Origin of the sequence: Metapseudomonas resinovorans DSM 21078, assembly GCF_000423545.1 — a bacterium.
GTDB classification, from domain to species: domain Bacteria; phylum Pseudomonadota; class Gammaproteobacteria; order Pseudomonadales; family Pseudomonadaceae; genus Metapseudomonas; species Metapseudomonas resinovorans.
The window spans coordinates 366,849-388,563 of the sequence record NZ_AUIE01000002.1 but is presented as its reverse complement, the minus strand read 5'-3'; the positions used below and the strand labels follow the sequence as shown (position 1 = coordinate 388,563).

Sequence of the window (21,715 nt, the reverse complement as noted above, 5' to 3'; positions counted from 1 at the left end):
CGCCCCTACAGCGGCATTCTGTTGAGCACCAGCAGCAGGGCTGCGGTTTCGGCGTCGGGCTGGCCGTCGTAGAGACGCTGGCGGTACTTCATCTGGAACGCGGCGATGACGTTGCGGGTTTCCTTGTCCAGCACGCCGGTCTGCGGGGTGGTGTAGCCCTGGCGGGCGAGTTGCTGCTGGAACCAGCCGACGGTGGGCAGGGCAACGGCGAAGCGCGCCTGCTCGCGGGCTACTGCGCGCGCGTCAGGCCAGGGCACCAGGCCGGCGTCGGCGAGGCGCTTCCACGGGAACAGCGGACCCGGGTCGACCTTGCGCTGGGGCGCGATGTCGCTGTGCCCGATGATGCTGCCCAGTGGCAGGTTGTGGCGCTGGACGATGTCCTTGAGCAGCAGGATGAGGGCCTCGATCTGCTCTTCACTATAGGGTTGGTAGACCCGTCCGGCAGGGGTATCGCGGTAACCGTCGTTGACCAGTTCAATCCCGAGGGTACTGGCGTTCAGCCAGGTTCGGCCCTGCCATTCGCTCTCCCCGGCGTGCCAGGCGCGGCGGCTCTCATCCACCAGGCGATAGATCCTGGCCGGCTGATCGCCGATCAGGTAATGGCTGCTGACACCGTCGCGGGTCAGCAGGCGCAGGGAGTTCTCCATGTTGGTGGAGGTGTAGTGCAGTACCACGTACTGCACGCGACTGCTCTGGCTTACAGAGCGGTGGCTGTCATCGATGCGCAGGCCGCCGGCGCAACCACCGAGCAGGAGCAGGACAAGACTTAGAACGAAGGTCTTCATGGGTTCAGGTGCAGGACGCTTTGCAGGTTATCGAGCAACATGTCGACGCTGAGCATGATCAGCAGCATGCCGGTCAGGCGCTCGACGGCCATCAGGCCGCGGTCGCCGAGGAAGCGCTGCAGGAAGGCGGCCTGCAGCAGTATCACAGCGGTGCAGGCCCAGGCCAGCAGCACCGCGACGTAGAGTTCCCAGAGCGCCCCCTCGTGGGTGTTGCGCAGGGTCATCAGGACGGCGAGAGCCGAAGGGCCGGCCACCGCCGGGGTGGCCAGGGGCACCAGCATGGGCTCGCCGCCAGGGAGATCGCCGAGCACGCCCTCCGGGCGCGGGAAGATCAGGCGCAGGGCAATGATGAACAGGATGATGCCGCCCGCGATGGCGATGGATTCGCGGGAAAGGCCGAGGCCGCTGAGGATCTTGTCGCCGAAGGTGAGGAACAAGAGGAGCAGCGCCAGTGCGAACAACAACTCCCGCAGTGCTATGCGCAGACGTCGTTCGGGGGCTACGCCTTTGAGGGCGGCAATGAAGATGGCGATGTTGCCGAACGGGTCGGTGACCAGAAAGATCAGGACGGCAATGCCTAGGATGTCCATGGGGGCTCCCCTTTACCAATGGGCAGAAGTGTAATGGCCGGAGGCGCCGGCGTCTGCGCGCAGGCGCGCGCACCGCGCGGCGAACCTGTTGCGAAATCTTCCCCAGGCACGCCGAAGGGAAAATGGGGGCGCGGATTATAGCGCGAGGCCAGCATGTAATCGGACATGGGGCCAACCGGCCGGGATGAACGGCGCCATGGCTTTTCCGGCTGCAGGTAATGTTGTAAGTAAGGGGCACTCCAGCCGAGGAAGACTGCCATGCGCCGCGCGCTACTCTGGTTGAAGCAGGATCTCAGACTCGACGACCACCCGGCGCTACAAGCGGCGCTCCAGGCTGACCGCCTGTTGCCCGTGTACGTCCTGGACCCTGCCTTGCTTCGCCCCTCACCCTTCGGCCCACGACGGCTCGGCGTGCACCGCGCGCGCTTTCTGCTGGAAAGCCTGGCGGCCCTGGATTCGGGCCTGCGCCAGCACGGTTCGCGGTTGCTGGTGGTGAACGGCCGCGCCGATCTTGTGATTCCCACGCTGGTGGATCACCTGGGTCTGGACGAAGTGCTGACCCTGGATGAAATCGCGCCCTACGAGCGCAATGAAATGCGCCGAGTGCGCCATGCTCTGGGCGTACCGCTCATCGAGCTGCCGGGAAACAACCTGCTGCGCGAAGAGGAGCTACCCCGGCCGCTGAACGAACTGCCGTCGGTCTTCAACCATTTCCGCGACCTGATGGAGGAGCGCCTGCACGTCTTCCAGCCGCGCCCGGCGCCGACTCACCTGCCGCCACTGCCCAGCGGCGCTGCAAGCCTGATGGCGCCCTTGCCGACCTTGTCGCGGCTGGGCCTGGGCGAGCCCCAGGGAGTACCGACTACCGCCTTCCCGTTTTCCGGCGGCGAACCCGCGGCCCTGGCAAGACTGCGCGACTACCTCTGGGAAACCCAGAGCGTGCAACGGAACCAGGACTCCCGCAACGGCATGATCGGCAGCGAGTATTCCTCCAAGCTGTCCCCCTGGCTGGCCAACGGCTCCCTGTCACCGCGCCGGGTGGCTGCCGAGCTGCATCGGCTGGAGGCGCAACGCGGCCGCAACGAGTCGACCCAGCAGCTGTGGATGGAACTGCTCTGGCGCGAGTTCTTCCGCTGGACACTGTTGCGTTACGGTAGCGCCCTGTTCCGCGCAGACGGCCTGAAGGCCACCGCACGGGCGCCGGCCAATCTCGATGAGCGCTATCTGCACTGGTGCAACGGACGTACGGGCATGCCACTGGTGGACGCCAACTTGCGTGAGCTGGTGATGACCGGCTGGATGTCGAGCCGTGGTCGTCAAGTGGTGGCCGCTTACCTGGTCAACGATTTGCAGCAGGACTGGCGCTACGGCGCGGCCTGGTTCGAAGAACACCTGCTGGACTACGACCCGGCGAGCAACTGGGGAAACTGGGCCTACCTCGCCGGAGTGGCCAGCGATCCGCGTCGCGCACGGGCCTTCAACGCCCTGCGCCAGGCCCGCCAGCATGACCCGGATGCCACCTACGTCAGCCTCTGGCTTCCGGAGTTGCGTGGCTTGCCGGTAGAGCATCGGCACACGCCCTTCATGCTCAGCGAGCCGCAGTTCGCCGGGCTGGACTACCCACGTCTGGAGCATATTCCGGATAACTGGAAGCCCTATCTCTCGAGCGCTGCCTGAGTACCCGAACCCGTTCAGCCTGGTTCCGGCAGCCCTTGCGGATCGGGTTCGTTGCGCCCGGCTGACGGCTGTACGAGCGCCAGTTCGATGCGGTTGCGACCCTGACGCTTGGCGCGGTAGAGCGCCTGGTCGGCGCGCTGGAATGCGGCGTCGCTGGGCTCACCCGCGAACAGTGCAGTGAGACCGGCGGAAAGGGTGATGGACACCCGCTCGCCCTTGAAGTGAAAAGGACAGACCTCGATGGCCAGGCGCAGGTTGTCGAGCAATTGCTGGCCACCTTCCATGGGCGTCGAGGGCAACAGCAGGACGAACTCTTCACCGCCGAAGCGGGCGATGAAGTCGGTCTTGCGCAGGCGCCGGCTGAGTTCGCCGGCAATGATCTTCAATACCTTGTCGCCAGCCAGATGGCCGAAGCCGTCATTGATCCGTTTGAAGTGATCGATGTCGATTACCGCCAGCAACAGGTCACCGCCATAGCGCTGCTGCCGGGCCAGTTCGATTTCCAGACGCTCGTTCCAGGCTGCACGGTTGGGCAGGCCGGTGAGGGGGTCTTGCAGGGCCTTCTGGCGTTGTACTTCGAGGTTGTCGTGGAAGGTCTTGGCCTCTGCTTCCATGGTCGCCACCCGCGTCATCAGCGCCTGCAGACGTTCACCCACTTCGTGCTCGCGGGTCGTGCGCTGTTGCTGGTAGCGGTTCATGGTGTCGAGCAGACCGTCCAGGCGCTGCTCCAGGCTCTGTTTCAGGTGGTCAAGGTCGGTGGCGTCTTGCACGCTGGCCTGCAGGCCGCTGACCTGCTCGCGCAGCTGGTCGTCCAGGGCGCGGGCATTGCCCAACGACTCGGCATAGCCTTCCTGGGCCGCGCTGAGGTGTTCGAGGAACAGCACCAGGCGCTGATTGAGCTGCTTGAGGTAGCCGGCGAACTCACGATGACCGCTGTCGGTTACGGCCAGCACCAGCACGCCGAGGTCGTCCAGCACCGGTACCAGCTCGTACCAGTTGAGACCGCCTTCCAGACGCTGGCGCAGCGCCACGGCCTGGGGCTGGTGATGCTCGGGCAGGTCCAGCTCGTCGAGCAGTGAGCGCAGGCTGTCGGCTACATGAGGGGCAATGGCGCTGTATCCCGGCTCCGGCGGGGCGGGCAAGGCATATTCGGGGTCGCCTTCACCGGTGAGGATGGCGGCGGCCAATGGCAGGCTGTCCAGTGCGCTGCTCCGTACAGGAGCAGCCGGGGCCACCCGCGGCGGTAAGGCTTCGACAGGAGCAGGCGACTGCGGCGGGGGAGCCGGCGGGGTGTCATCGCGCGCGGCTGTAAGTTCGGCTTCGCGGGGTACCACGGACGGCGTGGCGGGTACCGGGGTGGCTTCGGCCGGCATCTCGTCCCGACCGCTGCCGAACAGGCGCTGCAGCAGCCCCGGCTTGACGACTGTCGCGTGGTCGCTGGACAACGCCTGCAGGGCCTGGCCCTGGAGTACGCCCAGCTCAGCCAGCAGTGCCGGCATTTCGCGCGAATGGCGCGCGCGTTCGTCGATCCTTTTCGCGAACTGCTTGAGGCTCTTGCGCACCTCCCGCGGCAAGTCGAGTGCAAGCATGCGGTCGGCAATGCCAGTGAGGGCGCTGACGTTCTGTTCGATTCGCTGCTGACGGCGCTGCTCGGAGTCCAGCACGGCCTTTTCCAGTCGCGGGATCAGGGCCGAGAGGCCGGCGTCCATCTGATCGCTACGGATAATTTCGCGCAGCTCTTGCATGCACAGGTCGACCGCCTTGTCGGAACCCTCGGCCGCCAGGGAACTGCGCACCAGGCCGCGACGCAGCAAGTCGAGGCGGGCGTCCCAGCGCTTCTCGATCTTCTCCTGCTGCTCGAGGTTTTCCAGGTATTTGGCTTTCCAACGCTGGGCGTCGTCGCTCATGCAGGGATTCCGCGCTTGGGTTCGCTGAGGGTAAGAGGCAGATCGGCCCGCAGTTCGTCGGGCAGGCGTATGTCCACCGCCACCGGCAGGTGGTCGGAGATCGGCTGGCTGAGTACTGCCACTCGCTCCAGGGTCAGGCTGGGGCTGAGCAGGATGTGGTCGAGGCAGCGTTGCGGGCGCCAGCTGGGGAAGGTCGCTTCGACCTGCGGGGCCAGGAGGCCGAGGTCGCGTAGGGGCGAGAACTCCAGCAGGTCGTTGGCGTGGGTGTTCATGTCGCCCATCAGCACCAGGTGGCGGTATCCGCTCACCAGCTCGCGGATGTAGGCCAGTTGGCGGGTGCGGGTTCGGGCGCCGAGGGACAGGTGCATCATCACCACGGCGAGCGCATCGCGCCCCTTGCCGAAGCGCATCAGGATCGCGCCACGGCCGGGCGGCCCCGGCAGCGGGTGGTCTTCCAGCAGGTTGGGTTGCAGGCGACTGAGCAGGCCATTGCTGTGCTGGGCGATGCGCCCGAGATTGCGGTTGAGCTGCTGGTACCAGTAGGGGAAGTCGCCAAGCTGGGCGAGGTGCTCGACCTGGTTGATGTAACCGGAGCGGATGCTGCCTCCGTCAGCCTCCTGCAGGGCGACCAGGTCGTAGTCGCCGAGCAGGGCGCCGATGCGCTGGAGGTTCCCCGCGCGCCCGTTGTGCGGCAGCAGGTGCTGCCAGCCACGGGTCAGGTAGTGATGGTATCGCTCGGTGCTGATACCGACCTGGATGTTGAAACTGAGCAAACGCAAGCGGCCATCAGCAGGCAGCTTGCCTTTGTCACTATGGGGGTTCACCCGTGCATCGCACGAGCTCGCCGCCCGTTCACCCACCCAGCGTCTGAGCATCGGGCGAATGCGCCGCTTACTTCGCGGCGCGCTCCTTCTCGATCAGGTGTTCGGCGACCTTGAGGGTCTGCTCCGGACCACCCGAGGAGCTGATGTCGAAACGGTACTTGCCGTTGACCACCAGGGTCGGCACGCCAGTGATCTGGTAGGCCATGGCCAGCTTCTTGGCCTTTTCCATCTGGCTCTTCACGCCAAAGGAGTTGTAAGCCTTGAGGAAGGCGTCCTTGTCCACACCTTGAGCGGCGAGGAACTCGGCCATTTCATCCGGGGTGGCCAATTTCTTGCCCTCCTTGTGGATGGCTTCGAACACGGCTTTGTGCACCTGATGTTCGACCTTCATGCTTTCGAGGGCGATGAACAGCTGGCCGTGGACGTTCCAAAGGCCGCCGAACATGGCAGGAATACGAACGAAGTTGACGTCTTCCGGCAGCTTCTCGGCCCAGGGGTTGAGCGTCGGTTCGAACTGGTAGCAGTGCGGGCAGCCGTACCAGAACAGCTCCACCACTTCGATCTTGCCCGGAACGGATACCGGAACCGGGCTGCTCAGCTCGACATACTGCTTGCCGGCCTCGATGTCGTCAGCCTGGACGGCGCTCATGCCCAGCAGGCTGGCACCGGCAAGAACGGCGGAAAGGATCAGGTTACGCATGCTTCACTCCTTGAGGGGTAATGGGACCGCAGGGGCGATGATTCGACCTGCGGCAATGCGGCGGGTTCCGGCCATTGTAACGGTCCTGGGAACGAAAAAGGGTGGCCTAAGCCACCCTCTTTCCGGTTCCAGACATCGACCTTTAGTGTAGGCCCTGGATGTAGCTGGACACCGCCTCGATGTCCTTGTTGCTGAGCTTGGCCGCGATGCCGCGCATGATCATGCTGTCGCCATCGTTGGTGCGGTTGCCTTCGCGGAAATCGGTCAGCTGCTTGGCCACGTACTGGGCATGCTGGCCACCCAGATGCGGGAAGCCGGCGGCCGCGTTGCCGGAGCCGTCAGGAGCGTGGCAGCCGGTGCAGGCGGGCATGCCCTGTTCGAGCTTGCCGCCGCGGAACAGCGCTTCGCCACGAGCGACCACTTTCGGATCGGCGGCGCCAACGCTGCCTTTCTGGCTGGCGAAGTAGGCGGCGATGTCAGCCAGATCCTGATCGCTGAGGTTGTTCAGCAGACCGGTCATTTCCAGCACGGTGCGGTTACCGGCCTTGATGTCCTTCATCTGCTTGATCAGGTAGCGCTCGCCCTGGCCAGCCAGTTTCGGGAAGTTCGGGGCGGCACTGTTGCCATCCGGGCCATGGCAGGCACCGCAGACAGCGGCTTTGGCCTGGCCAGCCTTGGCGTCACCAGCGGCGTGGGCCATGCCGGTGATGCCAAGGGTCAACAGCAGACTCACGATTACTTTGTTCATCAGCTAATCCAACTACGGCTAAAGGGTAAAGGTGTTATGCGCCGGGCTACTTTATTGGCTCATCCACTGGATGACGGCCTTGTAGTCCTCGGCACTGCAATCCATGCACAGGCCTTTCGGCGGCATGGCGTTCAAACCATTGGTGACGCTCTGCACCAGAGTGTCCATGCCCTTGGCCATGCGCGGTTCCCAGGCAGCCTTGTCGCCTTTCTTCGGCGCCATCGGCAGCTGACCACTATGACAGGCGGCGCAGGCCCGGTTGAAAACCGCTTCCGGATCCTGAGCTGCTTGCGCGGCGAAGGACAGCGCCGCAAGGCTAGCGACGAGCAGTATTTTCTTCATGATCAACCTCATCGGAGGGCATTGCCGCGCATTCTGTCGTGCGTCGGTCGCTGCCGTGGACACCAGACCCTGGGGGATAAAGCGCACACTAAATCCGCGGCATTATATACTGGCGATGCATAAACGGAAACGAAACCGCCCTCTGCGACACCGCGTCGCACCCCTTGGATTCCCCATGTCATTGAAGAACCCCATCCTCGGTCTGTGCCAACAGGCCCGCTTTCTCATCAGTGCCGCCAAGGTCGACCAGTGCCCGCCGGATAACGGCCTGGAAGTGGCTTTTGCGGGCCGTTCCAACGCCGGCAAATCGAGTGCGCTGAACACCCTGACCCACGCCAGCCTGGCGCGCACCTCGAAAACACCGGGACGCACCCAGCTGCTGAACTTCTTCTCCCTGGACGAAGACCGTCGCCTGGTGGACCTGCCGGGCTACGGTTATGCGAAGGTGCCGATTCCCCTCAAGCAGCACTGGCAGCATCACCTGGAGGCCTATCTCAGCAGCCGCGAAAGCCTCGCCGGCCTGATCCTGCTGATGGACATCCGTCACCCGCTGACGGACTTCGACCGCCTCATGCTGGACTGGTCCAGCGCCGGCAACATGCCGATGCACATCCTCCTGACCAAAGCCGACAAGCTGGCCTTCGGTGCGGCGAAGAACGCGCTGCTCAAGGTGCGTCAGGAAATCCGCAAGGGTTGGGGCGACGGTGTGTCCATCCAGCTCTTCTCGGCGCCCAAGCGCCAGGGCATCGAAGAAGCCCATGCCGTGCTCGCGCACTGGCTGCAGCTGGACCTGGAAGAAGGCGAGGCCGAAGCCTGAATCGCAGGCAAAAAAAACCCCGGACTTCGTATGGGGAGGGGGAAGTTCGGGGTTTAAGTCTGAACCGCTAGGGCGGGGTTCAGATATCTGCCAACACTAAACACAGCAAAAGGAGCATCGAAAGGCTTCACCAGCCATTCAGTTGTGTGACTCCCCCGTCTCGCAGAAAGTTCAGACTGATTATCAAAACAGTTTGCTATGAAAATAATCATGTTTATTCGATCAGGAACTAAGCATCTGTTTCATACCTGAGACAGATGCTCGCCCCGAGGACGCACTCAGTGCGCCTCGTCCCAGTTGTCACCCACGCCCACTTCCACGACCAGCGGCACGTCCAGCTCGGCGGCACCGCTCATGAGCGGACGAATCCGTTCGCTCACCTGCGCCACCAGGTCCTCCCGCACTTCCAGCACCAGTTCGTCGTGGACCTGGAGGATGACGCGGGCATCCAGACCGCTTTCCTGAAGCCAGTCGTCCACAGCGACCATGGCGCGTTTCATGATGTCCGCCGCGGTGCCTTGCATCGGTGCGTTGATCGCAGTGCGCTCGGCACCTTTGCGCATGGCCTGGTTCTTCGAGTGGATTTCCGGCAGATACAGGCGACGACCGAACAGGGTCTCGACGAAGCCCTGCTGCGCGGCCTGCTCACGGGTGCGTTCCATATAGGCCAGCACGCCGGGGTAGCGGGCGAAATAGCGATCGATGTAGGCCTGGGCCTCTTTGCGGTCGACGCCGATCTGCTTGGCCAGGCCGAAGGCGCTCATGCCGTAGATCAGGCCAAAGTTGATCGCCTTGGCACTGCGACGCTGGTTGTTGCTGACTTCGTCCAGCGGCACGCCGAAGACCTCGGAGGCGGTGGCGCGGTGAACGTCGCGATCGTGGCGGAAAGCATCCAGCAGGCCTTCATCCTTGGCCAGGTGAGCCATGATGCGCAGCTCGATCTGCGAGTAGTCCGCCGCCAGCAGCTTGTAGCCCTTGGGCGCGACGAAGGCCTGGCGGATGCGACGCCCCTCGGCGGTGCGGATCGGGATGTTCTGCAGGTTCGGGTCGGTCGACGACAACCGCCCGGTGGCTGCTACCGCCTGATGGTAGGACGTGTGGATGCGCCCCGTGCGCGGGTTGATCTGCTCCGGCAGCCTGTCGGTGTAGGTGCTCTTGAGCTTGCTCAGGGAGCGGTACTGCATGATCACTTTGGGCAGTTCGTAATCCTGCTCGGCGAGGTCCGCAAGCACGTTCTCGGCGGTGGACGGTTGGCCGGTCGCGGTCTTGGCCAGCACCGGCAGACCGAGTTTCTCGTAGAGAATGGCACCGAGTTGCTTGGGCGAACCGAGATTGAATTCCTGCCCGGCCAGGTCATAGGCCTGGCGTTCCAACGCCACCATCTTTTCACCCAGTTCCAGGCTCTGCTGGCCCAACAGCTTGCCGTCGACATAGGCGCCATTGCGCTCGATGCGCGCAAGCACCGGCACCAGCGGCATCTCGATCTCCTTCAGCACCTTGGCCAGGGACGGGATGGCTTCCAGCTTCTGCCAGAGCGTCTGGTGCAGGCGCAGGGTGACGTCAGCATCCTCGGCCGCATAAGGGCCTGCCTGTTCGAGGGCGATCTGGTCGAAGGTCAGCTGCTTGGCGCCCTTGCCCGCGATGTCCTCGAAGCGGATGGTGCTGTGGCCCAGGTACTTGAGGGCCAGGCTGTCCATATCGTGGCGGGTGGCCGTAGCGTCCAGCACGTAGGACTCGAGCATGGTATCGAAGGCGATGCCCTGCACGGTGACGGGCGTTGAGGCATTGGCCAGGACGTTCATGTCGTACTTGGCGTGCTGGCCGACCTTGGCCTTGCCCGGGTCTTCCAGCAGCGGCTTGAGGGCCTTGAGAACGGCGTCGCGGTCCAGCTGCGCCGGCACGCCCATGTAGCTGTGGGCGAGCGGAACATAGGCGGCTTCCCCTGCCTCGACGGCGAAGGACACACCTACTACCTGCGCCTGCTGGGCGTCGATGCTGGTGGTCTCGGTGTCGAAAGCAAAGAGCGGCGCGGCTTCAAGCTTCTTCATCCAGGCGTCGAACTGCGCTTGCTCCAGCACGATCTCGTAGCGCTTCTCGGCCTCGGCCACCGGCGCTTCTTCCAGCGCGAGCTGCTCGCCACTGGACTTGGCCTGGCGTTGCAGATCATCCAGCCAGGTCTTGAATTCCAGGATGCGATAGAGCTCGGCGAGGGATTCGCGGTCCGGCTCGCCGGGGTGCAGGGAGTCGATTTCGACGTTCAATTCTACGTCGCACTTGATGGTGGCCAGCTTGTAGGACAGGTAGGCCATGTCCTTGTGCTCTTCGAGCTTGGCCGGCAGGCCCTTGGCGCCACGAATCGGCAAGGCGGGCACCTTGTCCAGGCTGGCGTAGAGCACGTCGAGCCCCCCGCCCACACCAGTGAGCAGGCCGAGGGCGGTCTTCTCGCCGACGCCGGGCACGCCCGGAATGTTGTCGACCTTGTCGCCCATCAGCGCCAGGTAATCGATGATGAGTTCAGGACCGACACCGAATTTCTCCTTCACGCCATCCACGTCCAGCGTGCTACCGGTCATGGTATTGACCAGCGTAATGTGCCCGTCGACCAGTTGCGCCATGTCCTTGTCACCGGTGGAGATCACCACCGGGCGGCCGCCCGCGGCGCTCTGCCGGGCCAGGGTGCCGATCACGTCGTCGGCTTCCACGCCTTCCACGCAGAGCAGCGGCAGGCCGAGGGCGCGGACGCTGGCGTGCAGCGGCTCAACCTGCACCCGCAGCTCGTCCGGCATCGAGGGACGATTGGCCTTGTACTCGGCGAACATCTCATCGCGGAAGGTGCCGCCCTTGGCGTCGAAGACCACCGCGAAGGGGCTGTCCGGATACTGCCGACGCAGGCTCTTGAGCATGTTCAGCACACCTTTGACCGCACCCGTGGGCAAGCCGGCGGAGGTGGTCAGCGGCGGCAGGGCATGGAAGGCGCGGTACAGATAGGAGGATCCGTCCACCAGGACGAGGGGAGCTTGGCTCATGCGTGAAATCAACCTTTATTCACCGGACCCGAAGTAGAATGGACCGATCATTGACGAGAAGGGACAAGGTTACCATGCGCGCACTGAACCGCCTTTTGCTGGCCGGCCTGCTGGCCGTCGCTCCAGTCGCCTCGTACGCCGCCGACGAGCCATCCGGGGAACCGGACGTCACCATCCGCCAGGAAGGCGACAAGACCATCCAGGAATACCGCGTCAACGGTTTCCTCTACGCCATCAAGGTGACTCCGAAGGGCGGCAAGCCGTACTTCCTGGTTCGTGCCGATGGCGAAAGCAACTTCGTCCGCTCGGACAACCCCGACATGCTTATCCCCGCGTGGGAAATCTTCAGCTGGTAGCGCACACGCAACCCCGTAACAAGGTAGTCCAATGTCCGTATTCACTCCGCTCGAACGTCCGGAACTGGAAGCTTTCCTCGCCCCTTACGGGCTGGGTCGGCTGAAGGACTTCCAGGGCATTGCCGAAGGCTCCGAGAACAGCAACTTCTTCGTCAGCCTGGAACAGGGTGAATACGTGCTCACGCTGGTTGAGCGCGGGCCGAGCCACGACCTGCCGTTCTTCATCGAACTGCTCGACGTGCTTCACGACGCGAACCTGCCGGTACCCTTCGCCCTGCGTACCGAAAGCGGTGAAGCCCTGCGTGAGCTGGCAGGCAAGCCGGCGTTGTTGCAACCGCGCCTACCGGGTAAGCATGTGCACCAGCCCAATGCCCATCACTGCGCGGAAGTCGGCAGCCTGTTGGCGCGCCTGCACCTGGCCACCCGCGAGCGGGTGCTGGAGCGCAAGAGCGATCGCGGACTGGACTGGATGCTCAATGAAGGCCCGTCGCTGGCATTGCAACTGGACGAGCACGCGCTGCCGCTGCTGCGCGATGCGCTGAAGGAAATTGCCGAGGTGAAGCAGCGCTTCCTCGCCCTGCCACGCGCCAACCTGCACGCCGACCTGTTCAAGGACAACGCGCTGTTCGACGGCACCCACCTGTCCGGGGTTATCGACTTCTACAACGCATGCGCAGGTCCCATGCTCTATGACCTTGCCATCTGCCTGAACGATTGGTGCTCGGACGCCGACGGTCGCCTCGACGCCCCCCGCGCCCGCGCCCTGCTCGGTGCCTATGCCGCACTGCGGCCGTTCACCGCCGCCGAAGCCGAACTCTGGCCGACCGCACTGCGCATTGCCTGCGTGCGCTTCTGGCTGTCCCGCCTGATCGCCGCCAACACCTTCGCCGGACAGGACGTGCTGATCCACGATCCCAATGTGTTCCAGATGCGACTGGCGCACCGGCAGAAGGTCGAGCTACCGCTGCCGTTTGCGCTCTAACGCCGAGCCGGATCCGCGTTTCGTAGGGGCGAATTCATTCGCCCCTACAAGGTTCCAGGCTCATCCACACTTCGAGTGCCCACAGTTGAGGCAGGTCGCGCAGCCGTCCATCTGCACCACCGCCTGCGTGCTGCATTTGCCGCAGAGTTGGGCGCCGGGCGGGAAACCCTCGCCCGGCTCGGCGGTGGAGGTGCCCAGGCTGGCTTCGTAGGCGGCACGCTTTTCGGCGAGGTAGAGCTTGTGCTCCTCGTCCAGCTTCTGGCCTTCCATCAGGCCGATGGCCACCAGGTGGCGCTCCAGCACGGCACCGATCTCGGCCACCAGCGACGGCATGTAGACGCCTCCACGCTTGAGGTAGCCGCCACGCGGATCGAACACGGCCTTCAGTTCTTCCACCAGGAAGGTGCAATCGCCGCCCTTGCGGAACACCGCCGACATGATGCGGGTGAGTGCGACTATCCACTGGAAGTGCTCCATCCCCTTGGAGTTGATGAAGATCTCGAAGGGCCGGCGCTGCTCGAAGGCGGTGCCCGGGTTGAGCACGATGTCATTGATGGTCACGTAGAGCGCGTGCTCGAACAGCGGCGACTTGATCTTGTAGGTGGCGCCGACCAAGGTCTCCGGGCGCTGCAGGGTCTCGTCCATCTGCACCACGGCTGCCGCTTCCTCGGCCGCCTTGCGGGCCTTTTCCTGGTCCAGGTCCACCAGGCTGAAGCCCTTGATCTTCTTCTCGATCTTGATGGTCATGGCGGCCTCCGACCGTTCAGTACTTGCCGTAATAGCCTTCCTTCAACGCCTCGAAGAGATTGGCGGCGGTATGCACTTCGCCGTCGTACTCCACTTCCTCGTTACCGCGCAGCTCCACCTGGGTGCCGTCCTCCAGCTCGAAGCGGTAGACGGTCCTTTCCAGGTCCGCATCCTTCACCAGCACGCCCTGGAAGGCGGCCGGATTGAAGCGGAAGGTGGTGCAGCCCTTGAGACCCTGGCGCCAGGCCTGGAGGTAGATGTCCTTGAACTCTTCGAAGGGAAAATCCGTGGGCACGTTGGCAGTCTTGGAAATGGAGGAGTCGATCCACTTCTGCGCCGCCGCCTGCATCTCTACGTGCTCGGCTGGGCTGATGTCGTCGGCGCTGACGAAGTAGTCCGGCAGGCGCTGTGCCGAATGCTCGGCATCGGGCCGCGCCTGGCTGTTGACCAGTGCGCGGTATGCCAGCAGCTCGTAGCTGCGCACCTCGATCTTCTCCTTGGTCTTGCGCCCGGGGCGGATCAGGTTGCGTGAATACTGATGGGCATAGCTCGGCTCGATGCCGTTGGAGGCGTTGTTCGCCAGGCTCAGGCTGATGGTCCCGGTGGGCGCGATAGAGCTGTGGTGGGTGAAGCGCGCGCCCACCTCCGCCAGCTCGGCCACCAGCTCTGGCGCATGCTCGGCGATGCGCTGCATATAGCGGGAATAGCGGGCATGAAGGATGCGGCCGGGCACCCTGTCTCCGACCCGGTAGCCGTCGTCCACCATCTCCGGACGTTTGCGCAACAGGGCGGCGGTCACGTCATAGTCCCGGGCCAGGACGGGGGCCGGGCCTTTCTCCCGTGCCAGCTCCAGGGCGACCTGCCAACCGGCCAGGGCCATCTCCCGCGCAACCTCTTCGGTGAACACACAGGCCTCGGTGCTGCCATAGCGCAACCTGAGCAGCGCCAGGGCAGAGCCCAGGCCGAGGAAGCCCATGCCATGACGACGTTTGCCAAGGATCTCTTCGCGCTGTTGCTCAAGCGGCAAGCCATTGATCTCCACCACGTTGTCGAGCATCCGGGTGAACACCCGCACCACGGCGCGGAAACGCTCCCAGTCGAAATGGGCGTCTTCACTGAAGGGCTCCTCGACGAAAGCCGTGAGATTGATCGAGCCGAGCAGGCAGGAGCCATAGGGTGGGAGGGGCTGTTCGCCGCAATTGTGCGCATGCAAGCCATTGCCATCGAAGGCATTGATACCGGGAACACTTGCGTCGAAGACCGGCTCCTCTGCGCACTCGTCCAAGACCTCCACCGTGGCGATGAAGCGCTGACGATTGGGGGCACGCTGGTAGCCGGCGAGGGCGGTTTCAAGCCGTTGCGCCTTGTTCCGGTCGGCAAAGCCGATCAGCTCGGCATAGCGCACCAGGGATTCGCCGCTAATCACCAACTCGTGCTGAGCCTGGGTGTGATAGAGCGCCTGACCGCCGCGACCATCGGGTAAATAACGCTCTCCGGCTGGCCGTCGCTCGCGGTAGAGGGTAGAGACGACGCCCAGGCGAAGCAGGATGCGCTGTACGGTCTGCAGGCGCGCCAGATCGGACTGCGCCAAGCGGACGGATACGCCCTTTTCCTGCATCCCCTGGACGGAACCGTCGGCATCGAAAAAGCCTCGCAGGAAGCCACGGCAAGCGTCGCTGGAAAGGCGCTCCAGGTTCGGGGTGAGGCACTTGTCCCCGGGTTTCATGCCCAGGGAATAAGCAAGGTCCCGCAGGGCCGCGGACTTCATCCGCCACTCGCCACGCCCGCTTACAGCCACCCACCCGGAAAAGTCCGCCCTGTGACCCAACCGACGGATACAGCGTAGCGCTTCGTCCATCAGTGAACGGTCGATGCCGCAGTCGTTTTCCGCAGCGGCCAACGGCCAGGCGGAGAGAATCGCCGCATCCGCCTTGAGGGTGCCGTCCCCCACCAACAGCCCCAGAAGGTAGCCCTCGTCCTGCCCGAGATCCCCTGGCCAGACGGCGTTGGCGCGGTGATCGGCAAGCAATACCTGGTCGCCGGGTCGCAACTCGCTGGCGGCGCACCACTGGGTTTCCAGGCGCCAGCGAGTGGTTGCGGTGACCCTGCGCACGCGGTGATCGGCGGTCAGGCGCAGTTGATATCCCTCGCGAGTACGCAGGGCCAACACGGGTCGAATACCGGTCTGGAAGAAACCCTGAGCAGCGGACGGGTAGTCGACACCGTCGACCCGTGCACAGAAGGGCTTGCCCAGCAATTCACGCACCTGGCGCGGTCCCTCCGCGGTATGCACCCAGGTATCCGCGGTGACACAAGGATTGGTCGCGCGGATCGCCTCGCACCACCAGTTGTTGTTCAGCTCGTTGACCCGGTCGATGAGGATGAAGCCTGGCTCCGCGAAATCGTAGGTGGAGACCATGATCATGTCCCACAGGTGCCGGGCCTGGACGCGACCGTAGACCTTGCAGGCCACGAGGCCGTCCTCGCGGGTGAAGTAGCCGTCGTGCACCGGCCAGTCGCGCCAGATCACCTGGGCAGAGTCGCCGAAGTCCAGCTCATCACGCTCCTTGGGGTGTACCGGGTAGAGCAGGGGCCATTCAGTGTCGTTCTCCACCGCGTGCATGAACGCGTCGCTGACCAGCAGGCTGAGGTTGAACTGGCGCAGGCGGCCATCCTCGCGCTTGGCGCGAATGAACTCGCGCACGTCCGGGTGGCAGACGTCGAAGGTACCCATCTGCGCGCCGCGGCGGCCGCCAGCGGAGCTCACGGTGAAGCACATCTTGTCGTAGATATCCATGAAGGACAGCGGCCCGCTGGTCTGCGCGCCAGACCCGGAAACGTACGCGCCACGCGGGCGCAAGGTGCTGAACTCGTAGCCGATGCCGCAGCCGGCCTTGAGGGTCAACCCGGCTTCGTGGACCTTGCCGAGGATGTCGTCCATGGAGTCGCGGATGGTGCCGGAAACCGTGCAGTTGATAGTCGAGGTGGCGGGCTTGATGTCCTGGGCGCCGGCATTGGAGATGATTCTTCCGGCAGGAATGGCACCGTTGCGCAGGGCCCAGAGGAAGCGTTCGTACCAATGCTCGCGAGCCGCGGTGTCGGCCTCCACCTCGGACAGCGCACGAGCCACGCGCTGCCAGGTGGCGTCCGGGGTGAGATCGATAGGTGTACCGTCCTTGTGCTTGAGGCGGTACTTGCTGTCCCAGATATCCTCCGACGCCGCCTGCAAGGCGATGCCATGGCTGCCCTGAACCTGCTTGGGCGCTCCCGTCCTGGCCATCCGCTGCCCTCCTTCAATGAAGAGTCCAGACTAGTCTGACCACGAATGCCGGCCGCTGATTCGCATCAAAGCGGCCCGCGGCCCCTCTTTCACCTTAGCAGGCACTGCCGACCACCCACGCAAGGTGGGCTGCAGCCCACCCTTGGAGCGGTTACAGCGCTTCCAGGCAGCCGGCGAGGCCATCGCCGAGGTTCTGCAACAGGGTCTCGTAACCATTGGCCGCGACCGGTGCATTCATGCCCAGGGCATCCAGCTCGGCCAAGCGCACTTGCAGGCCGGCGGTCAGGGTGTCGGCGAGGCGCGGGCGCACCGGCGGTTCGCTGAACACGCAGCTCGGACCGGCTTTCTGCAGGCGTTCACGCATGGCGGCGACATGGCGGGCGCCGGGCTGCACTTCACTGGCCACGCTGAAGACGCCGGCATGGCGCAGGCCATAGGCTGCCTCGAAGTAGTCGAAGGCTTCGTGGAAGACGAAGAACGGCTTACTGGAAACCTTGGCCATGCGTGCCTTGAGGCGGGCGTCGAGCTGGTCGAGGCGGCCTTCGAATGCTTTCAGGTTGGCCTGGTAGCGGGCGGTGTTGGCCGGATCGGCAGCGGCAAGATCGGCGGCCATGCGCGCGGCGATCACCCGGGCATTGGCCGGCAGCAACCAGAGGTGCGCGTCCAGGGAGCCCGGACGGTGGTCATGGTCGTGCTCGTGTTCATCGTGGCCCTCCTCTTCATGCTCGTCGTGAGGGGCTTCGAAGTGGCGTAGTTGCATGCCAGGAAGCTCCTGCAGCACTACGTTGGGCTTGTCGCGCCCCTGCAGTACTCGAGGCAGGAAGCCTTCCAGGTCCGGGCCAACCCAGTAGAACAGATCCGCCTCGCGTACCCGACGTACGTCGGATGGGCGCAAGGCGTACTGGTGCGGCGAGGCGCCGGGGGGCAACAGCACGTCGGGCTGGCCGGCGCCGTCCTGCACGGCGGCAGCGATCAGTTGCAGCGGTTTGATGCTGGTCAGCAGGCGCACGTCGGCCTGGGCCGACAGGGCGCAAGCGCTGAGGAACAGGGAGACGAATAGACGGAACACGGCACAGACTCGGCGGCAAAAGAGTAATAGAATAACGTCTCTTTCCCCAAACGTCGCCGCCACCATGCTCAAGCCGATCAGCGTGAAAGCTCCCCTGGCCTGCCGCCCCCACGACCACTCCCATTGCGTGTCCAATGCCCTGGCCGAAGCCGATGCCATCTGCAGCCGCGAGGGCCTGCGCCTGACCACCCTGCGCAAACGCGTGCTGGAACTGGTCTGGCAGAGCCACAAGCCACTAGGTGCCTACGACATCCTCGGCGTGCTGGCTGAAGAAGACGGTCGCCGCGCGGCGCCGCCCACCGTTTACCGTGCCCTGGACTTCCTGCTGGAGAATGGCCTGGTACACCGCATCGCTTCGCTCAACGCCTTCGTCGGCTGCAACCATCCGGGTGATGCCCACCAGGGCCAGTTCCTCATCTGCCGCAACTGCCAGACCGCCATCGAGCTGGAGCAATCCAGCATCAGCCAGGCCATCGTCGACAGCGCCAAGTCCGTCGGCTTCGTCGTCGAAGGCCAGACCGTGGAGGTTGTCGGTCTCTGCGCCAGCTGCCAGGTGGCCGCATGAGCGATGTGCTAATCCGCCTGGACAAAGTCGGCGTCGACTTCGCCGGCCAGCCGGTGCTGCAGGACGTTCACCTGGCGGTGAAGGCAGGGGAGATCGTCACCCTGATCGGCCCCAACGGCGCCGGCAAGACCACGCTGGTACGCACCGTGCTCGGCCTGCTCAAGCCCGACAGCGGCGAGGTATGGCGCAAGCCGCGCCTGCATATCGGCTACATGCCGCAGAAGCTCCAGGTGGACGCGACGCTGCCTCTGACCGTACTGCGCTTCCTGCGCCTGGTGCCGGGCGTGGACCGCACGAAGGTGCTCGCGGCCCTGGACGAAGTCGGCGCCACCCAGGTCATCGACAGCCCGCTGCAAACCATCTCCGGCGGCGAGCTACAGCGCGTACTGCTGGCCCGCGCGCTGCTGCGCGAGCCTGAACTGCTGGTGCTGGACGAGCCGGTGCAAGGCGTCGACGTCGCCGGCCAGGCCGAGCTCTACCGCCTGATCACCCGCCTGCGCGACCGCCACGGCTGTGGCGTGCTGATGGTCTCCCACGACCTGCACCTGGTGATGAGCACCACCGACCAGGTGGTCTGCCTGAACCGCCACGTCTGCTGCTCCGGCCACCCGGAACAGGTCAGCTTCGATCCGGCCTTCGTCGAGCTGTTCGGCCAGGATGCCAAGAGCCTGGCCGTCTACCACCACCATCACGACCATGCCCACGACCTGCATGGCGAAGTGGTGAAGACGCCCTTCCCCAGCGGCACCCGTTTCACTCCCGTCCACAAGCACGGCCCCGACTGCAACCATGGCTGATTTCCTGCTCAACGCCCTGCTCGCCGGCCTCGCCCTGGCCCTGGTGGCCGGCCCCCTCGGTTCCTTTGTGGTCTGGCGGCGCATGGCCTATTTCGGCGACACCTTGTCCCACGCTGCGCTGCTCGGTGTGGCCCTCGGCCTGATGCTGGACGTCAGCCCGACCCTGGCCGTAACCGTCGGCTGCGTGCTGCTTGCCCTGTTGCTGGTGACCCTGCAACAGCGCCAGCCGCTGGCCTCAGACACCCTGCTGGGCATCCTCGCTCACAGCACACTGTCACTCGGCCTGGTGGTGCTGAGCTTCATGAGCGAAGTGCGCATCGACCTGATGGCCTACCTGTTCGGCGACTTGCTGGCAGTGAGCCGCACCGACCTCTACTGGATCCTCGGCGGCAGTGCCCTGGTGCTGCTGGTGCTGATCCCCATGTGGCGGCCGTTGCTGGCGATCACCGTGCATGAGGAGCTGGCGCGGGTCGAGGGCCTGCCGGTGGCGGCGATCCGTCTTGCCCTGATGCTGCTGATCGCCATCGTCATCGCCGTGGCCATGAAGATCGTCGGCGTACTGCTGATCACCTCATTGCTGATCATTCCGGCAGCGGCGGCCCAACGCCACGCCCGCAGCCCTGAACAGATGGCCCTGGGTGCCAGCCTGCTGGGCCTGGTGGCCGTATGCGCGGGCCTCGCGCTGTCCTGGTTCAAGGACACGCCGGCCGGCCCGTCCATCGTGGTTTCTGCCGCCAGCCTGTTCCTGTTCAGCTTTGCCCTGCCGCGGCGCGCCTGAGGTCGGCAAGCACCAGGGACGCGGCCTTCTCCGCGATCATCAACGTCGGTGAGCAGGTGTTGCCGGAGACGATCTCCGGCATCACCGAGGCATCGGCGATGCGCAATCCCGGCACCCCGTGCACCTTCAGTTCGGCGTCTACCACGGCCTCACGCCCCTGACCCATGCGGCAGGTGCCTACCGGGTGGAAGATGGTGGTGCCGATCTGGCCCGCCGCCTCATACAGCTCCTTTTCGCTCTGCAGCGCCGAACCTGGCAGGTACTCTTCCGGCCGATAGCGCGCCAGGGCCGGTGCGGCTGCAATGCGCCGGGTCAGGCGGATGGCGTCGGCGGCCACGCGCAGATCCTCGACGTGACTCAGGTAGTTGGGCTGGATCAGCGGCGGAGCCTTGGAATCCACGGAGCGGATATCCACTCGACCGCGACTCCGTGGACGCAGGTTGCACACCGAAGCGGTGAAGGCGGGGAAGGGGTGCAGCGGCTCACCGAAGCGCTCCAGGGACAACGGCTGCACGTGGTACTCGAGGTTCGCCCGCGCCTGCTCCGGACCTGAGCGAACGAAGGCACCCAACTGGCTCGGCGCCATGGCCAGCGGCCCGCTGCGGCTGGCCAGATAACGCAGCCCCATGCCCAGCTTGCCCCACAGGCTGCCCGCCATCTGGTTCAGGGTCGGCACACCGGACACCTTGAAGATCAGCCGAAGCTGCAAGTGGTCCTGCAGGTTGCCACCCACTCCGGCCAGTTCATGTCGCACACCGACTCCGAGGCGCTCCAGCAATGGCCTGGGGCCGATCCCTGAACGTTGCAGCAGCATGGGCGAACCGACCGCTCCGGCACAGAGAATCACCTCTCGCCTCACGCGAAACTCCTGCTGCAGACCCTCCCAGCGTCCCGACACACCCACCGCGCGGCCTTGCTCCAGCAGCAGGCGATGCACCTCGACGCCCGTCCGAACCGTCAGGTTCGGTCGCTGCAGGACTGGTCGCAGGAAAGCCTTGGATGCGTTCCAGCGCACGCCGCTGCGTTGGTTGACCTGGAAATAGCCACAGCCCTGGTTGTCGCCGGTGTTGAAGTCTTCCACCGGGGCGATGCCGCATTCACCGGCGGCCTGGCGGAACGCATCGAGGATTTCCCACGACAGCCGCTGGCGCTCCACTCGCCATTCGCCGGTGTCGTTGTGGAACTCACTGGCGCCGGCGAAGTGGTTCTCGCTCTTGCGGAACAATGGCAGCACGTCGTCCCAGCCCCAGCCCGGATTGCCCAGCTCGGCCCAGCGGTCGTAGTCGGCTGCCTGGCCGCGCATGTAGATCATCCCGTTGATCGAGGAACTGCCGCCCAGCACCCGACCACGCGGGTAGCCCAGGCTGCGGCCGTGCAGGCCGGGCTCTGCCTCAGTGCGAAAGCACCAGTCCGTGCGCGGGTTGCCGATGCAATAGAGGTAGCCGACCGGGATATGAATCCAGGGATAGCTGTCGCGACCGCCAGCCTCCAGCAGCAATACGCGCACGCTTGGATCGGCCGAGAGCCGATTGGCCAACAGGCAACCGGCCGGGCCGGCGCCGACGATGAGGTAGTCGAACTCCTGGTGGACTGGGTACATGGCACTCCTCGCCGTTCCTGTCGTTATGGCCAGCCATCTTGCAGCAACTCCGGGCCGGACAGGAGCCGCGAAAGGTCCGCAAGGCCGGTCAGATGCCTCCAGAAATGCCATCCTCGCGGCCGATT

19 protein-coding genes are annotated in these 21,715 nt (G+C 64.8%); 7 read left to right on the top strand and 12 right to left on the bottom strand.

Annotated features, from left to right (window positions below):
- Positions 1–5 precede the first annotated feature (5 nt).
- Positions 6–785 carry an N-acetylmuramoyl-L-alanine amidase gene (locus G559_RS0104410; RefSeq protein WP_028627094.1) on the bottom strand — a complete coding sequence of 260 codons (780 nt, stop codon included), beginning with the start codon at positions 783–785 and terminating at the stop codon, positions 6–8.
- Positions 782–1,375, bottom strand: coding sequence for a MarC family protein (locus G559_RS0104405; protein WP_028627093.1), 594 nt, complete (start codon positions 1,373–1,375; stop codon positions 782–784). The genes G559_RS0104410 and G559_RS0104405 overlap by 4 nt, the downstream gene beginning before the upstream one ends.
- Positions 1,376–1,633: 258 nt before the next feature.
- On the opposite strand from G559_RS0104405, the gene G559_RS0104400 reads away from it, so the two are divergent.
- Complete coding sequence (locus tag G559_RS0104400; protein WP_028627092.1) at positions 1,634–3,052, top strand: DASH family cryptochrome; 1,419 nt, start codon at positions 1,634–1,636, stop codon at positions 3,050–3,052.
- 14 nt (positions 3,053–3,066) lie between these two features.
- Here the strand turns inward: G559_RS0104400 and G559_RS0104395 are convergent, their stop codons facing one another.
- From G559_RS0104395 to G559_RS0104375, 5 genes are all read right to left on the bottom strand, one after another.
- Positions 3,067–4,959, bottom strand: coding sequence for a GGDEF domain-containing protein (locus G559_RS0104395; protein WP_028627091.1), 1,893 nt, complete (start codon positions 4,957–4,959; stop codon positions 3,067–3,069).
- On the bottom strand, positions 4,956–5,834 hold the full coding sequence (locus G559_RS0104390; RefSeq protein ID WP_028627090.1) for an endonuclease/exonuclease/phosphatase family protein: 879 nt from the start codon (positions 5,832–5,834) through the stop codon (positions 4,956–4,958). Before G559_RS0104390 ends, G559_RS0104395 begins: the two co-directional genes overlap by 4 nt.
- Before the next feature lie 16 nt (positions 5,835–5,850).
- Positions 5,851–6,483, bottom strand: coding sequence for a thiol:disulfide interchange protein DsbA/DsbL (locus G559_RS0104385; protein ID WP_028627089.1), 633 nt, complete (start codon positions 6,481–6,483; stop codon positions 5,851–5,853).
- Positions 6,484–6,625: 142 nt separating this feature from the next.
- Positions 6,626–7,231 (bottom strand): c-type cytochrome, encoded by a 606-nt coding sequence (locus G559_RS0104380; protein WP_028627088.1) that lies wholly within the window; start codon positions 7,229–7,231, stop codon positions 6,626–6,628.
- A gap of 51 nt (positions 7,232–7,282) precedes the next feature.
- Positions 7,283–7,573, bottom strand: a complete 291-nt coding sequence (locus G559_RS0104375) for a c-type cytochrome (RefSeq protein ID WP_028627087.1) — start codon at positions 7,571–7,573, stop codon at positions 7,283–7,285.
- A gap of 175 nt (positions 7,574–7,748) precedes the next feature.
- Between G559_RS0104375 and yihA the strand changes: the two genes are divergently transcribed.
- Positions 7,749–8,390, top strand: a complete 642-nt coding sequence (gene yihA / locus G559_RS0104370) for a ribosome biogenesis GTP-binding protein YihA/YsxC (protein ID WP_028627086.1) — start codon at positions 7,749–7,751, stop codon at positions 8,388–8,390.
- 278 nt (positions 8,391–8,668) lie between these two features.
- Here yihA and polA read toward each other — a convergent pair whose 3' ends face one another.
- Positions 8,669–11,416 carry a DNA polymerase I gene (polA, locus tag G559_RS28420; RefSeq protein ID WP_036996842.1) on the bottom strand — a complete coding sequence of 916 codons (2,748 nt, stop codon included), beginning with the start codon at positions 11,414–11,416 and terminating at the stop codon, positions 8,669–8,671.
- Between the two features lie 74 nt (positions 11,417–11,490).
- On the opposite strand from polA, the gene G559_RS0104355 reads away from it, so the two are divergent.
- Complete coding sequence (locus G559_RS0104355) at positions 11,491–11,772, top strand: DUF2782 domain-containing protein (RefSeq protein ID WP_028627085.1); 282 nt, start codon at positions 11,491–11,493, stop codon at positions 11,770–11,772.
- Between the two features lie 31 nt (positions 11,773–11,803).
- Positions 11,804–12,754: a homoserine kinase gene (locus tag G559_RS0104350; RefSeq protein WP_028627084.1), complete on the top strand. Its 951-nt coding sequence runs from the start codon at positions 11,804–11,806 to the stop codon at positions 12,752–12,754.
- A gap of 60 nt (positions 12,755–12,814) precedes the next feature.
- Here the strand turns inward: G559_RS0104350 and G559_RS0104345 are convergent, their stop codons facing one another.
- The 3 genes from G559_RS0104345 to G559_RS0104335 all read right to left on the bottom strand — a co-directional run bounded on the left by G559_RS0104345 (position 12,815) and on the right by G559_RS0104335 (position 17,850).
- Positions 12,815–13,501, bottom strand: coding sequence for a TSCPD domain-containing protein (locus tag G559_RS0104345; protein WP_028627083.1), 687 nt, complete (start codon positions 13,499–13,501; stop codon positions 12,815–12,817).
- Positions 13,502–13,517: 16 nt separating this feature from the next.
- The gene (locus tag G559_RS0104340) at positions 13,518–16,781 is read right to left on the bottom strand and encodes an LAGLIDADG family homing endonuclease (RefSeq protein ID WP_028627082.1); all 3,264 of its coding nucleotides are present in this window, start codon (positions 16,779–16,781) and stop codon (positions 13,518–13,520) included.
- A 151-nt stretch (positions 16,782–16,932) separates the two neighbouring features.
- Positions 16,933–17,850, bottom strand: coding sequence for a zinc ABC transporter substrate-binding protein ZnuA (locus G559_RS0104335; protein WP_028627081.1), 918 nt, complete (start codon positions 17,848–17,850; stop codon positions 16,933–16,935).
- A gap of 64 nt (positions 17,851–17,914) precedes the next feature.
- Here G559_RS0104335 and G559_RS0104330 point away from each other — a divergent pair, with 64 nt between their 5' ends.
- From G559_RS0104330 to znuB, 3 genes are read left to right on the top strand one after another with little or no spacing between them, the layout of a single operon-like run.
- Positions 17,915–18,415, top strand: coding sequence for a Fur family transcriptional regulator (locus G559_RS0104330; protein WP_028627080.1), 501 nt, complete (start codon positions 17,915–17,917; stop codon positions 18,413–18,415).
- Positions 18,412–19,212: a zinc ABC transporter ATP-binding protein ZnuC gene (znuC, locus tag G559_RS0104325; protein WP_028627079.1), complete on the top strand. Its 801-nt coding sequence runs from the start codon at positions 18,412–18,414 to the stop codon at positions 19,210–19,212. Before G559_RS0104330 ends, znuC begins: the two co-directional genes overlap by 4 nt.
- Positions 19,205–19,990, top strand: a complete 786-nt coding sequence (znuB, locus tag G559_RS0104320) for a zinc ABC transporter permease subunit ZnuB (protein WP_028627078.1) — start codon at positions 19,205–19,207, stop codon at positions 19,988–19,990. Before znuC ends, znuB begins: the two co-directional genes overlap by 8 nt.
- Here znuB and G559_RS0104315 read toward each other — a convergent pair.
- Positions 19,962–21,590 (bottom strand): GMC family oxidoreductase, encoded by a 1,629-nt coding sequence (locus G559_RS0104315; protein ID WP_028627077.1) that lies wholly within the window; start codon positions 21,588–21,590, stop codon positions 19,962–19,964. The genes znuB and G559_RS0104315 overlap by 29 nt on opposite strands.
- Between the last annotated feature and the right edge of the window lie 125 nt (positions 21,591–21,715).